General features: G+C 33.6%; 23 protein-coding genes and 1 pseudogene. 23 read left to right on the top strand and 1 reads right to left on the bottom strand.

What is annotated here, in order from left to right:
* Nucleotides 1-424, top strand: a pseudogene (locus LS72_RS10660) (autotransporter outer membrane beta-barrel domain-containing protein); the annotation flags it as partial.
* A gap of 47 nt (nt 425-471) precedes the next feature.
* On the opposite strand, the gene LS72_RS00780 reads toward LS72_RS10660, so the two are convergent.
* On the bottom strand, nt 472-1,368 hold the full coding sequence (locus LS72_RS00780; protein WP_238700648.1) for an ATP-binding protein: 897 nt from the start codon (nt 1,366-1,368) through the stop codon (nt 472-474).
* 339 nt (nt 1,369-1,707) lie between these two features.
* Between LS72_RS00780 and rpsJ the strand changes: the two genes are divergently transcribed.
* From rpsJ to map, 22 genes are read left to right on the top strand one after another with little or no spacing between them, the layout of a single operon-like run.
* On the top strand, nt 1,708-2,019 hold the full coding sequence (gene rpsJ / locus LS72_RS00775; protein ID WP_034552070.1) for a 30S ribosomal protein S10: 312 nt from the start codon (nt 1,708-1,710) through the stop codon (nt 2,017-2,019).
* Between the two features lie 9 nt (nt 2,020-2,028).
* Nucleotides 2,029-2,607, top strand: coding sequence for a 50S ribosomal protein L3 (gene rplC / locus LS72_RS00770; RefSeq protein ID WP_034552067.1), 579 nt, complete (start codon nt 2,029-2,031; stop codon nt 2,605-2,607).
* 10 nt (nt 2,608-2,617) lie between these two features.
* Nucleotides 2,618-3,232 carry a 50S ribosomal protein L4 gene (gene rplD / locus LS72_RS00765; protein ID WP_034552065.1) on the top strand — a complete coding sequence of 205 codons (615 nt, stop codon included), beginning with the start codon at nt 2,618-2,620 and terminating at the stop codon, nt 3,230-3,232.
* Between the two features lie 2 nt (nt 3,233-3,234).
* Nucleotides 3,235-3,516, top strand: a complete 282-nt coding sequence (locus LS72_RS00760) for a 50S ribosomal protein L23 (RefSeq protein ID WP_034552063.1) — start codon at nt 3,235-3,237, stop codon at nt 3,514-3,516.
* A gap of 10 nt (nt 3,517-3,526) precedes the next feature.
* Entirely contained in the window at nt 3,527-4,354 is an 828-nt protein-coding gene (gene rplB, locus LS72_RS00755) for a 50S ribosomal protein L2 (RefSeq protein ID WP_034552061.1), read from the top strand.
* Nucleotides 4,355-4,364: 10 nt separating this feature from the next.
* Nucleotides 4,365-4,646, top strand: coding sequence for a 30S ribosomal protein S19 (gene rpsS / locus LS72_RS00750; protein WP_034552058.1), 282 nt, complete (start codon nt 4,365-4,367; stop codon nt 4,644-4,646).
* Nucleotides 4,647-4,655: 9 nt separating this feature from the next.
* Nucleotides 4,656-4,985 carry a 50S ribosomal protein L22 gene (gene rplV, locus LS72_RS00745; protein ID WP_034552055.1) on the top strand — a complete coding sequence of 110 codons (330 nt, stop codon included), beginning with the start codon at nt 4,656-4,658 and terminating at the stop codon, nt 4,983-4,985.
* Entirely contained in the window at nt 4,985-5,689 is a 705-nt protein-coding gene (gene rpsC, locus LS72_RS00740; RefSeq protein ID WP_034552053.1) for a 30S ribosomal protein S3, read from the top strand. The genes rplV and rpsC overlap by 1 nt, the downstream gene beginning before the upstream one ends.
* 2 nt (nt 5,690-5,691) lie before the next feature.
* The gene (rplP, locus tag LS72_RS00735; RefSeq protein ID WP_034552051.1) at nt 5,692-6,117 is read left to right on the top strand and encodes a 50S ribosomal protein L16; all 426 of its coding nucleotides are present in this window, start codon (nt 5,692-5,694) and stop codon (nt 6,115-6,117) included.
* Complete coding sequence (gene rpmC, locus LS72_RS00730) at nt 6,104-6,301, top strand: 50S ribosomal protein L29 (protein ID WP_034552049.1); 198 nt, start codon at nt 6,104-6,106, stop codon at nt 6,299-6,301. Before rplP ends, rpmC begins: the two co-directional genes overlap by 14 nt.
* Complete coding sequence (rpsQ, locus tag LS72_RS00725; RefSeq protein ID WP_034552047.1) at nt 6,298-6,564, top strand: 30S ribosomal protein S17; 267 nt, start codon at nt 6,298-6,300, stop codon at nt 6,562-6,564. The genes rpmC and rpsQ overlap by 4 nt, the downstream gene beginning before the upstream one ends.
* Nucleotides 6,561-6,929: a 50S ribosomal protein L14 gene (gene rplN / locus LS72_RS00720; RefSeq protein WP_034552044.1), complete on the top strand. Its 369-nt coding sequence runs from the start codon at nt 6,561-6,563 to the stop codon at nt 6,927-6,929. The genes rpsQ and rplN overlap by 4 nt, the downstream gene beginning before the upstream one ends.
* Nucleotides 6,929-7,159: a 50S ribosomal protein L24 gene (rplX, locus tag LS72_RS00715; protein WP_034552042.1), complete on the top strand. Its 231-nt coding sequence runs from the start codon at nt 6,929-6,931 to the stop codon at nt 7,157-7,159. Before rplN ends, rplX begins: the two co-directional genes overlap by 1 nt.
* Nucleotides 7,160-7,162: 3 nt before the next feature.
* Nucleotides 7,163-7,717 carry a 50S ribosomal protein L5 gene (rplE, locus tag LS72_RS00710; RefSeq protein WP_034552040.1) on the top strand — a complete coding sequence of 185 codons (555 nt, stop codon included), beginning with the start codon at nt 7,163-7,165 and terminating at the stop codon, nt 7,715-7,717.
* A complete protein-coding gene (locus LS72_RS00705; RefSeq protein ID WP_034552038.1) occupies nt 7,710-7,895 on the top strand; it encodes a type Z 30S ribosomal protein S14 in 186 nt (61 codons plus the stop codon). Before rplE ends, LS72_RS00705 begins: the two co-directional genes overlap by 8 nt.
* 10 nt (nt 7,896-7,905) lie before the next feature.
* On the top strand, nt 7,906-8,301 hold the full coding sequence (gene rpsH, locus LS72_RS00700) for a 30S ribosomal protein S8 (RefSeq protein ID WP_034552036.1): 396 nt from the start codon (nt 7,906-7,908) through the stop codon (nt 8,299-8,301).
* A gap of 9 nt (nt 8,302-8,310) precedes the next feature.
* Nucleotides 8,311-8,847 carry a 50S ribosomal protein L6 gene (gene rplF / locus LS72_RS00695; protein ID WP_034552034.1) on the top strand — a complete coding sequence of 179 codons (537 nt, stop codon included), beginning with the start codon at nt 8,311-8,313 and terminating at the stop codon, nt 8,845-8,847.
* Nucleotides 8,848-8,856: 9 nt separating this feature from the next.
* Nucleotides 8,857-9,213, top strand: a complete 357-nt coding sequence (gene rplR / locus LS72_RS00690) for a 50S ribosomal protein L18 (protein ID WP_034552032.1) — start codon at nt 8,857-8,859, stop codon at nt 9,211-9,213.
* An 8-nt stretch (nt 9,214-9,221) separates the two neighbouring features.
* Nucleotides 9,222-9,662, top strand: a complete 441-nt coding sequence (gene rpsE, locus LS72_RS00685) for a 30S ribosomal protein S5 (RefSeq protein WP_034552029.1) — start codon at nt 9,222-9,224, stop codon at nt 9,660-9,662.
* Between the two features lie 10 nt (nt 9,663-9,672).
* Nucleotides 9,673-10,074, top strand: coding sequence for a 50S ribosomal protein L15 (gene rplO, locus LS72_RS00680; protein ID WP_034552026.1), 402 nt, complete (start codon nt 9,673-9,675; stop codon nt 10,072-10,074).
* Nucleotides 10,074-11,333, top strand: a complete 1,260-nt coding sequence (gene secY, locus LS72_RS00675) for a preprotein translocase subunit SecY (RefSeq protein ID WP_034552024.1) — start codon at nt 10,074-10,076, stop codon at nt 11,331-11,333. The genes rplO and secY overlap by 1 nt, the downstream gene beginning before the upstream one ends.
* On the top strand, nt 11,333-12,091 hold the full coding sequence (map, locus tag LS72_RS00670; RefSeq protein WP_034552021.1) for a type I methionyl aminopeptidase: 759 nt from the start codon (nt 11,333-11,335) through the stop codon (nt 12,089-12,091). Before secY ends, map begins: the two co-directional genes overlap by 1 nt.

Here is a 12,091-nt window from a genome sequence, read left to right as displayed (position 1 = left end):
TACTAAGCATACTTTAACTCCAGAGATAGGTTTAGGTTATAATGGAGGATATTCTAAGGCTTATACTATGAATAATGCTATTAATACTATTACAAGAAGAACTTATACCCATAAGATGAATTTATTTAAAACTAAAACCTCTCTTTCTTTTTATAGTGATTGGAATAAATATTTTAAGACTTTAGTGTATGCAGGAGTAGATTGGACTATTAATCCTAATGTTGCTAATCCTAAAGGGAGATATTCTAATATAGGGTATTATGGAGGAGGAGAGAGTAAATTAGATAATTTAGAATATGCTTTAGGGACTACTTTAGTTATTCCTTTAAATGATGCTTTTTATTTCTCTTTAAATTATGGGATGAATTGGACTAAGAATACAACTATGCATACAGGATATGGGAAGTTTAATTATATGTGGTAGGGGATGTGTTAAGGATTTGGAGATAAGGATAAATAAAATAATGCCTTTTAGGTATAGTGGGCTACATTTAAAGCAAAATCTTTAAAAGGTAGTATGGTATAGGGAGTTCCTAAATTTTCTCCTTTACCTTGTTGGTTAAGTGTGAGGATTAAGAATGTATCACAATATTCCCGCTCTTTAGTTATTTTATGGAGTTTTTGTTCTAAAGTTTGTTGTTGGATAAAGGGCATACATAAGATTCCCAAAGAAGAATTTGGTAGATAAAAATCGAGTTTATCGGTAAAAAAGATTTCTTGTTTTAAACCATAAAAAAGCTCTAAAAATACCATATTTTCAAAGAGTGAATGGAAGTTTCTCTCAAAACTAAAGGCATTTTTCAAAGTAAAATCATAAAAATAAAGTTTTTTTGCGGATAGTTTATGCTCAAATTTTTCCACCCAAAAGAGCATTTTGCTTTTTTGTAATAAGGAGCAGTATTCATAAAATCTATCTTTAGAGAGTTTTGTATCTTTTTTGATTTTTAAATAAATTTGGTGCAAAGAAACTTTTAAGCCAAGGTTTAAAATGAGATTTTTTAATATGCAAAAATCTGTTGGATTAGGGTTAATGTTTTGGAGGGATTGTGCCTTGTTGTAATCATTATAAGATTCCCCTTCCCATAAATTGCCATATTTGATAAAATGGCTTAAGGCGTCTTCTAAATGGTATTTATGGATTTGTTGATATTCTTGAAAACTAAGCGGAGGGATATGTATGTAATGAAAGTTTTTTATTGCATAGGGAATTTGTGAAATAAGTGTGAGATTTGGAAGTTTAGGGAGTGTGAAGTATGGTTCATAATTATCAATAATTAAGAGATCAATATTTTCTTTTTGGCAAAAGGATTGAATATCTTGAAAATCCTTATTAGGGTTTAATCTCGCATCTTTTAAGTTTATATACATTTTTTTTAATGAAGGGATATTTTGGTAATAATGAAGGATGAGATTAGTTTTGCCTAACCCTTTGCCCCCATAAATAAAATTAAAATTTTTTAAAGGTAGGGGTAAGTTTCTATTGTTTTTGCAAAATGGCTTAGGGTAGGATTGTAATATTTTTTCTAAAAGCATAATAAGTCTTAATAAAGAAATGAGTGATATATTTTATACTTTTCCTTTTTAAAAGGAAATAAAATATAAAAAAACTTCAAAAAATATTGCTAAAAATCAAGAATATAAGTATAATCTCAGCTTCCAAAACATTACATCAAGCTTAATTTTGGTGAGTTCTTTGAAGGAAATATTATGGAAAAAATTAGACTTAAGCTAAAAGCATACGATCATCGCGTCCTTGATAGGTCGGTTGTTTCGATTGTAGAGGCGGTGAAAAGAACAGGTGCAGAGATTCGTGGTCCTATTCCACTTCCAACAAAAAAAAGACGTTATACGGTCTTAAAATCTCCTCATATTAATAAAGATTCAAGAGAGCAATTTGAGATTCGTGTTCATACAAGGATTATTGATATAGTTTCAGCGACATCAGAAACAGTGGATAGCCTAACAAAATTAGATATGGCACCAGAGGTCGATGTTGAAGTCCGTTCAATGGGTAAATAAGGGGTATTAATGGAATTTTTAGCAGAAAAAATTGGAATGAGTAGAACGATTGCGAAGCCTAGTATTCCTGTAACTTTATTAAAAATAAAACCTATGAAAGTCTGTGAAGTTTTAGAGGGTGGAAAGGCTATTGTTGCTTATCATCAAGGAAAATCACTCAATAAAGCTATTGCAGGTCAGCAAAAAAAATATAATCTTGATAAAGAATATAATAAATTTGCTACGCTTGAAGTGGGTAATACACAAGCGGGTGATTTGGATTTATCTTCCTTAGAGAGTGCAAAACGCGTTAAGGTTTCTTTTAATACCAAAGGGAGAGGTTTTAGTGGCGTTATAAAGCGTTGGAATTTTCAAGGGGGTCCTGCAGCACACGGTAGTAGATTCCATAGAAGACCGGGGTCTATTGGGAATCGTGAGTGGCCAGGACGCGTTCAGCCGGGTAAAAAAATGGCAGGGCATTATGGGAATGAAAAAGTAACCGTTCAAAATGAGGTTGTATCTTTTGACAAAGAACATAATTTGCTTGTTTTAAAGGGGTCTATTCCCGGTTTTAATGGTGCATTTGGCAAATTAAAGATTATAGGTTAAAGGTTGTGAAATGAGTAAAGCAATTATTTTAAATAAAGATTTAAACAAGAGTGGGGAAGTAGAATTACCAGAAAGTTATAAAACCATCAATTCTCACAATCTTTATCTTTATGTGAAGTCATTTTTAGCCTCTTTGCGGACTAATAATGCTTTAGCAAAAACCCGTGGTAAAGTCAGTGGTGGTGGCAAGAAACCTTGGAGTCAAAAAGGCGGCGGTAGAGCAAGAGCTGGAAGCATTACTTCGCCTGTATTTGTAGGTGGTGGTGTGGCTCATGGTCCAAGCAATAATAGAAATTACAATTTAAAAATTAATAAAAAACAAAAAAAACTTGCTTTGCAATATGCTTTACAAGAAAAAGCTAATAATAGTAGTTTGTTTGTAGTGGATAAAATCCAAATAGAAAGTGGTAAAACAAAAGATGCTTATGCTATGTTTAAAACATTAAATCAAAGGAATATTCTTTTGGTATCAAAAATTTTTGATGAAAAAACATTTTTAGCATTTAGGAATATCAAGGATTGTTATTTGATTGATGGTGTTGAGCTTAATGCTTACTTGGTAGCAACATTTAAATCTATAGTGATTGAAAAATCACTTTTTGAATCCATTACTAAAGAGGATTAAAAATGGCAAGTATTACAGATATAAAATCCATTATGTATACAGAAAAATCTTTAAAACTACAAGAACAAAGTGTTTTGGTGGTGCAAACCTCTCCAAAGATAAGTAAAACACAACTCAAAGAAGTTTTTAAAGAATATTTTGGCGTAACCCCTTTATCGATTAACTCTCTAAGACAAGAAGGAAAGGTTAAAAGGTTTCGTGGTGTTATTGGTAAAAGAAATGACTTCAAGAAGTTTTATGTTAAGCTTCCTGAAGGTGCTAAAATTGAATCATTAGCGGTTTAAGGAGTAAAAAATGGCAATTAAAACTTATAAACCCTATACTCCGAGCAGGAGATTTATGAGTAATTTAAGCTCAGAAAATATCACAGCTAAACCTAGTGTAAGAAAGTTATTAGTAAAGCTTCCTGTATCTGCAGGTAGAAACAATAATGGACGCATTACAAGTCGCCATAAAGAGGGTGGGGCTAAAAAGCTTTATCGGATTATTGACTTTAAACGTAATAAATTTAATGTTGAAGGTAAGGTAAGTGCTATAGAATATGATCCTTATAGGAATTGTAGAATTGCTCTTATTACTTATCAAGATGGCGATAAGCGGTATATTATCCAGCCAAGCGGTTTAAATGTGGGTGATAAAGTAATCTCTGCGGAGAGTGGGCTAGATATTCGTTTGGGCTATGCGATGAAGGTTAAAAATATCCCTATTGGAACGGTTGTGCATAATATTGAAATGCACCCTGGAGCCGGAGGACAACTTGCAAGGAGTGCAGGTGCTAGTGCTCAACTTATGGGTAGAGAGGGTAAATACTCTATTTTAAGAATGCCAAGTGGTGAGATGCGATATATTTTAGGTGAATGTATGGCAACTATTGGTGTAGTGGGTAATGAAGATTTTGCTAATATCTCTATTGGTAAGGCAGGACGTAATCGTTATTTAGGCATTAGACCTCAAACAAGGGGAAGTGCTATGAATCCTGTTGATCACCCACATGGTGGTGGTGAAGGTAAAACGGGTTCTAGCGGGCATCCAGTCTCTCCTTGGGGTATGCCAGCAAAGGGCTATAAAACAAGAAGAAAAAAAGCAAGTGATAAGCTTATTATTTCAAGAAGAAAAAAATAAAGGAAAGTAAATGGCTAGATCGATAAAAAAAGGTCCTTTTGTTGATACGCATTTGATGAAAAAAGTTATCAAAGCAAAAGAAACAAAAGAGAATAAACCGATAAAAACATGGTCACGTAGAAGCACAATTATTCCTGAAATGATCGGATTTACTTTTAATGTTCATAATGGAAGAGCTTTTGTTCCTGTATATGTAACAGAAAATCATGTTGGCTATAAGTTAGGAGAATTTGCACCTACTAGAACTTTCAAAGGACACAAAGGAAGTGTCCAAAAGAAAATTGGTAAGTAGGGGGCTAGGATGAGTAAAGCATTATTAAGATATATTCGCCTCTCTCCTACAAAGGCACGATTAATTGCAAGAGAAATTCAAGGAATGAATGCTGAATTAGCAATTGCTTCTTTAGAATTTATGCCAAATAAGGCTGCAAGAGTTATTTCTAAAGTGATTGCCTCTGCCGTTGCTAATGGTGGTTATGAGGCTGAAAATGTTGTTGTCTCTTCTTGTAGGGTAGATGCGGGTCCTGTGCTTAGACGTTTCATACCAAGGGCAAGAGGTAGAGCAACTCCAATTCGAAAACCTACTTCACATATTTTTGTGGAAGTAGCACAAAAAAATAAGGATAAGTAATGGGTCAAAAAGTTAATCCAATTGGTTTAAGACTTGGAATCAACAGAAATTGGGAATCCCGTTGGTTTCCATCATTTACAAGTGCTCCGCAAAATATTGCAGAAGATCATAAAATTAGAAAATTTTTAAAAAAAGAGCTTTATTATGCAGGTGTAAGTGATATTTTAGTTGAAAGAACCGCAAGGAAGATTCGCGTAACGGTTGTCGCTGCAAGACCGGGAATTATCATTGGTAAAAAAGGTGCAGATGTTGAGAAGCTTAAAGATTCTCTTAAAAAAATTGTTAATAAAGATGTCTTTATTAATATTAAAGAGGTTAAGAAGCCCCAAAGCAATGCACAATTAGTTGCTGAAAGTGTAGCAACGCAGCTTGAAAGAAGAGTAGCGTTTCGTCGAGCAATGAAAAAAGTTATGCAAAGTGCAATGAAATCCGGTGCAAAAGGTATTAAGGTTAGGGTTTCTGGGCGTTTAGCAGGTGCTGAAATGGCAAGGACAGAATGGTATATGGAGGGAAGAATTCCTCTTCATACTTTGAGGGCTAAAATTGATTATGGTTTTGCTGAAGCTTTAACGACTTATGGAAATATTGGTGTAAAGGTTTGGGTTTTTAAAGGTGAAGTTTTACAAAAGGGAATCCAAGTAGAGAAGCAAACTGAAGAGGGCGAAGAAAAAACTCGCTCTACAAGAAAGAGAAGGGGGAAATAACTATGTTGATGCCAAAGAAAACAAAATATAGAAAACAAATGAAAGGAAGAAATAGAGGGAAAGCATCTCGTGGAACTTCCTTAGCATTTGGTGAATTTGGGATTAAGGCTATTGAGCATGGTAGAATTGATTCACGACAGATTGAAGCAGCGCGTATTGCTATGACTCGTGCGACGAAAAGGTCAGGTATGGTTTGGATTCGTGTTTTTCCTGATAAGCCTTTAACCGCTAAACCTCTTGAAACTCGTATGGGTAAAGGTAAAGGTGCTGTTGATAAATGGGTTATGAATATTAAACCCGGTAGAATTATTTATGAAATGGGTAGCGTAGATGAAGCTTTAGCAAGAAATGCTTTATCTTTGGCACAGAGCAAACTCCCTTTTAAAACAAAAATAGTAACTAGAGAGGGTGAAAATGAAATATACTGAGATTAATCAAAAAGATACCACAGAGTTATTAAAACTTTTAAAAGAGAAAGAATCTCTTTTATTTGAATTAAGATTAAAGTTAAAAACTATGCAACTTACAAATTCTAATGAGATAAGGGTAGCTAAAAAAGATATTGCAAGAATCAAAACTGCTCTTAATAGCAAAAGGAGGGTAGAAGCATGAGTGATACACAACCACATAAAAGGATTATTATAGGAAAGGTTGCTACTAAATCTGGTGATAAAAGTGTTACTGTTTTAGTCGAGAGACGCGTGATTCACCCAAAATATAGAAAAATTGTTAAAAGATTTAAACGTTATATTGTTCATGATGAAAATAATAGTGTAAAAGTAGGTGATGTGATTGAGGCTATTGAATGTAAGCCATTATCTAAAAGAAAAGCTTTTACACTTCATAAAGTAGTATCTGTAGGAGTTGAATTATGATTCAAAGTTTTACACGATTAAATGTTGCCGATAATAGTGGTGCAAAAGAAGTTATGTGTATTAAAGTATTAGGTGGAAGTAAAAGAAGGTATGCAACCGTTGGGGATATTATCGTAGCTTCTGTAAAAAAAGCACTTCCAAATGGTAAAGTTAAAAAAGGACAAGTTGTAAAAGCTGTGGTTGTCCGCACTAAAAAAGAATTGCATAGAGAAGATGGGGCACTTATCCGATTTGATGATAATGCAGCAGTAATTTTAGATAGCAAAAGAGAGCCTATTGGAACGCGTATTTTTGGACCCGTTGGAAGAGAGATTCGTTATGCTAATTTTATGAAAATTGTATCCTTAGCACCGGAGGTATTATAATGGTCAAATGCAGGATTAAAAAAGGTGATATGGTAGAGATTATTGCTGGAGATGATAAGGGTAAAAAAGCAAAGATTTTGCGTGTTTTTCCTAAAACTTCTAAGGTTCTTGTTGAAGGTTGTAAAGTAGTGAAAAAGGCTATTAAACCAAGCGATAAAAACCCAAAAGGCGGTTTTATTCAAAAGGAAATGCCTATTCATATTTCAAATGTTAAAAAAGCGGAGGAATAGTCTATGTATCAATTAAAAGCCGCCTATAAAAATGAAATTAAAAAGAAGCTTTTAGAAGAATTAAATATCAAAAATCCTATGTTACTACCTAAGTTAGAGAAAATTGTTATTAGTGTTGGTGCTGGAGAATACGCTAAAGATACTAAAATTATGCAAAATATTGCGGATACTATTTCTTTAGTGGCTGGACAAAAGGCTGTTATTACCATTGCTAAGAAATCTGTTGCGGGATTTAAAATCCGTGAGGGAATGCCAATGGGTGTAAAAGTAACTTTAAGGGGTAATCAAATGTATAATTTTTTAGAAAAATTAATCGTTGTTGCTTTACCTAGGGTTAAAGACTTTAGAGGCATTTCTAGAAATGGTTTTGATGGTAGAGGAAATTATAATTTTGGCGTCAATGAACAATTAATTTTTCCAGAGGTTGTGTATGATGATATTATGGTAAGCCACGGTATGAATATCACTTTTGTTACTTCAACAACAAATGATAAAGAAGCCTTTAAACTTTTAGAATCTTTTGGCTTACCTTTTGCAAAAGGAAGAATAAATGGCTAAAAAATCAATGATTGCAAAGGCTAATAGGAAGCCTAAATTCAAAGTTAGAGCTTATACGAGATGTTCTATTTGTGGGAGACCACATTCTGTTTATAGGGATTTTGGTGTTTGCCGTGTTTGCCTTCGTAAGATGGGAAATGAAGGTTTAATACCAGGACTTAGAAAAGCAAGTTGGTAAGGGGAAGAATATGGTAAATGATATTATTGCAGATTCATTAACAAGAATACGAAATGCTAGTATGAGGCGATTAGATACTACTACTTTATATTATGCCAAAATTGTAGTATCCATTTTAGAAGTATTTCAAGCAAAAGGTTTTATTGAAGGTTATAAGGTAATAGAGCAGAATAAGAAGCAATCCATTAATGTTGTTTTAAAATATGATGAGAAAGGTTATTCTGTGATTAACGAAATAACCCGTATTTCAAAACCCGGAAGACGCGTTTATAAGGGCAAGAATGAATTAAGGCATTTCAAAAATGGTTATGGGACTATTGTTGTTAGCACTAGTAAAGGTGTTATTGCAAATGATGAAGCATATAAAGCAAATGTGGGTGGTGAAGCCCTTTGCAGTATTTGGTAGGAGTTTTAAATGTCAAGAGTTGGAAAAAAGCCTATTAGCATTCCTAATAATATTCAAGTTAGTGTTGAAGGAAGCAAAATAGTTTTTAAGGGTGCAAAACTTACCAAAGAGTTAGAAACTTATGGTCGTGTTGGTATTACCCATAAAGAAAATGAATTAACTTTTTCACTTAATGGAGAGAATGCACAAGCTAGAGCTTATTGGGGAACTTATAGAGCCTTAGCAAATAATATTGTGGTTGGTTTAACAGAGGGCTTTACTAAGCAATTAGAAATTAATGGTGTTGGTTATAAAGCATCCATTAAAGGTAAAGTTTTAGAACTTGCACTTGGTTTTTCTCATCCTATTAATTATGATATTCCAGAGGGTGTTGAAATTAGTGTTGATAAAAACTTAGTGATTATCAAAGGTTCTGATAAGCAACAAATTGGGCAAATTGCTGCGGAAATTAGAGAATTTAGACCCCCAGAACCTTATAAGGGTAAGGGTGTGAAATACATTGATGAACGTATTATTCGTAAAGCTGGAAAAACTTCTAAAAAATAAGGATAGATTATGACAGATAAGATTATTAAGAAAAAAAGAAGTTTAAGATTAAAAAGAAAATTAAGAATCCGCTCCCAAATATTTGGTAATGCTAATATTCCTAGATTAAGCATTTTTCGTTCTAATAGATATTTTTATGCACAAGCTATTGATGATGTTAAAGGCGTAACTTTAGCTAGTATAGATGGTAAGAAAATGGGTTTAAAAAACAATAAAGAAGATGTGAAAAAAATCGCCATTGCTTTAGCGGATAATTTAAAAAAGATAAATGTTGCAGAAGTAGTTTTTGATAGGAATGGTTATTTATATCACGGAGTTGTTGCAAGTTTTGCGGATTCTCTTCGTGAGAGCGGAATTAGTTTGTAGGGGATAATATGGAAATCAATAGAGAAGATTTTAAAGAAGTTGTTGTAAATATTGGACGTGTAACAAAAGTAGTAAAAGGGGGTCGTAGATTCCGTTTTAATGCTTTAGTTGTAGTAGGGAATAAAGAAGGTTTGGTTGGATTTGGGCTTGGGAAAGCAAAAGAAGTTCCTGATGCTATTAAAAAGGCTATTGATGATGCTTTTAAAAATATTATTAAAATTAATATTAAAGGCACAACCATAGCACACGATGTGCAGCAAAAATATAATTCAAGTATTATTTTACTTAAGCCAGCAAGTGAGGGAACAGGAGTTATTGCAGGTGGATCAGTGCGTCCAGTTTTAGAAATGGCGGGGATTAAAGATATTTTGACAAAATCTCTAGGTTCAAACAATCCTTATAATGTTGTTCGTGCAACTATTGATGCCCTTTCTAAAGTAAAGGTATAAGGGAGAAATAATGGCATTAGAAAATTTAGCACCCGCAAAAGGTAGTGTAAAGAAAATAAAAAGAGTTGGACGTGGTCAAGGCAGTGGTATGGGTAAAACCTCTACAAGAGGAGGTAAAGGACAGACTGCAAGGACAGGCTCTAAACAAAAAAGAGGCTTTGAAGGTGGTCAGCAACCTTTGCAAAGAAGATTACCAAAAATTGGTTTTACAAGTAGAGTGGTTAAACCTTATGTTATTAATGTCCAAAAGGTTAAAGCCATCAATGATTTAAGTGAAATTACTTTTGAAAGCATTAGGAGTGTTTATAAATTTCCTTCTTATATCACAAAAATTAAATTAATAGGCAAAGAGGCTAGAAACCTTGTGTCTAAAATTAAAGATAAGAGAATCTTAACAAGCGGACAGAAATAATGAATAAAGTAATTGTAAATAAGATTCTTATTACTTTAGGCTTTCTTTTTCTTTATCGCGTTTTAGCTTATGTCCCTGTGCCAGGAGTTGATACTATCGTTATTAAATCTTTTTTTGAAAATAATGCTTCAAATGCACTAGGCTTATTTAATATGTTTAGTGGAAATGCTGTGGAACGTTTAAGTATCATTTCACTTGGGATTATGCCTTATATTACGGCTTCTATTATTATGGAGCTTTTAGCGGCTACTTTTCCAAATTTAGGAAAGATGAAAAAAGAACGTGATGGCATGCAAAAGTATATGCAAATTATTCGTTATCTTACAATTGTAATTACTTTAATTCAAGCAATAGGGGTCTCTATCGGTTTAAGAAGTTTAGGGACGGGAGCCAATGGTGCTATTATGATTGATATGAATACTTTTATTGTTATTTCTGCTATTTCCATGCTTTGTGGGACAATGTTATTAATGTGGATAGGTGAGCAAATTACCCAAAGGGGTGTTGGAAATGGTATTAGTCTTATTATTTTTGCTGGCATTGTTTCTGGCATACCAAGTGCTATTGCTGGGACATTTAATTTAGTTAATACTAATCAAATTAGTTGGTTTGCTTTATTATTTATTGCCGTGATTATTATCTTAACAGTGGGTTGTATTATTTTTGTTGAATTAGGAGAGCGGAGAATTCCAGTCTCTTATTCAAGAAGGGTAGTAATGCAAAATCAAGATAAAAGGATAATGAATTATATTCCTATTAAGATGAATCTTAGCGGGGTTATCCCTCCAATTTTTGCTTCTGCTATTTTGATGTTTCCTGCTACTATTTTGCAATCCTCTTCTAATAGTGTTGTGATTGAAATTGCAGATTATCTCAATCCTAATGGTTATCTTTATAATGTCTTGATGTTCTTTTTTGTGATTTTCTTCGCTTATTTTTACGCATCTATTATTTTTAATGCTAAAGATATTTCGGAAAATTTAAAGAGACAAGGTGGTTTTATACCCGGCATTAGACCTGGTGAGGGAACGGCAAACTTTCTAACAAGTATTGCTAATAAATTAACTTTTTGGGGTTCTTTGTATTTAGCTATCATTGCTACTTTGCCTTGGATTTTAGTAAAAGCTTCTGGAATCCCTTTTTATTTTGGGGGAACTACTGTTTTAATTGTCGTGCAAGTTGCTATTGATACAATGAGAAAAATAGAAGCACAAATTTATATGAATAAATATAAAACTCTAAGTGCGGTTGGTTTGTGATGGCTATTGCGATTCGTAAGGCTTCAGAAATTCAATCCATTGCAGCAGCAAGTAAAATTGTAGCTAAGACACTCAATCACCTTAAAGCTCAACTAAAACCAGGTATTACGCTTAAAGAGATTGATGATATGGGGGAGAAGTTTATCCGCTCTTGTGGAGGAAAACCTTCTTTTAAGGGATTATATGGATTTAGTGGTTCTGTATGCACTTCGGTTAATGAGGTGATTATCCACGGTGTGCCTAATGGATACACCTTAAAAGAGGGTGATATTGTAGGGCTTGATATTGGTGTGGAATTTAATGGTTGGTTTGGTGATGCGGCTATTACTTGCGGAATCGGTAATATATCTGAAGAGGATGAGCGACTTATTGCTTGTTCTAAAGATGCACTTTATTTTGCTATTAGTCAAATCAAAGCAGGAATGCATTTCAAGGAATTAAGTGGCTTGCTAGAGGATTTTATTTTGGATTATGGTTATGTGCCTTTGCTTGGTTTTTGTGGTCATGGAATTGGGAGGAAACCTCACGAGGCACCAGAAATACCGAATTATCTAGAAGGCAAAAAAGCTAAACAAGGTGATAAGATTAAAGAAGGAATGGTATTCTGCATTGAACCTATGATTTGCCAAAAAGAAGGGCAACCAAAGATTTTAGAGGATAAATGGAGTGTCGTTTCAAGTGATGGTATGCGCGGTAGCCATTATGAGCATACCGTAGCAATAGTGAATGGAAAAGCAGAAATTTTATCAAAGGAATAA

The sequence above is a fragment of the Helicobacter apodemus genome, from assembly GCF_000765745.2.
Lineage (GTDB): Bacteria > Campylobacterota > Campylobacteria > Campylobacterales > Helicobacteraceae > Helicobacter_D > Helicobacter_D apodemus.
Note: the sequence above shows the minus strand (reverse complement) of the source record. Positions and strands in the feature narration are given on the sequence as shown.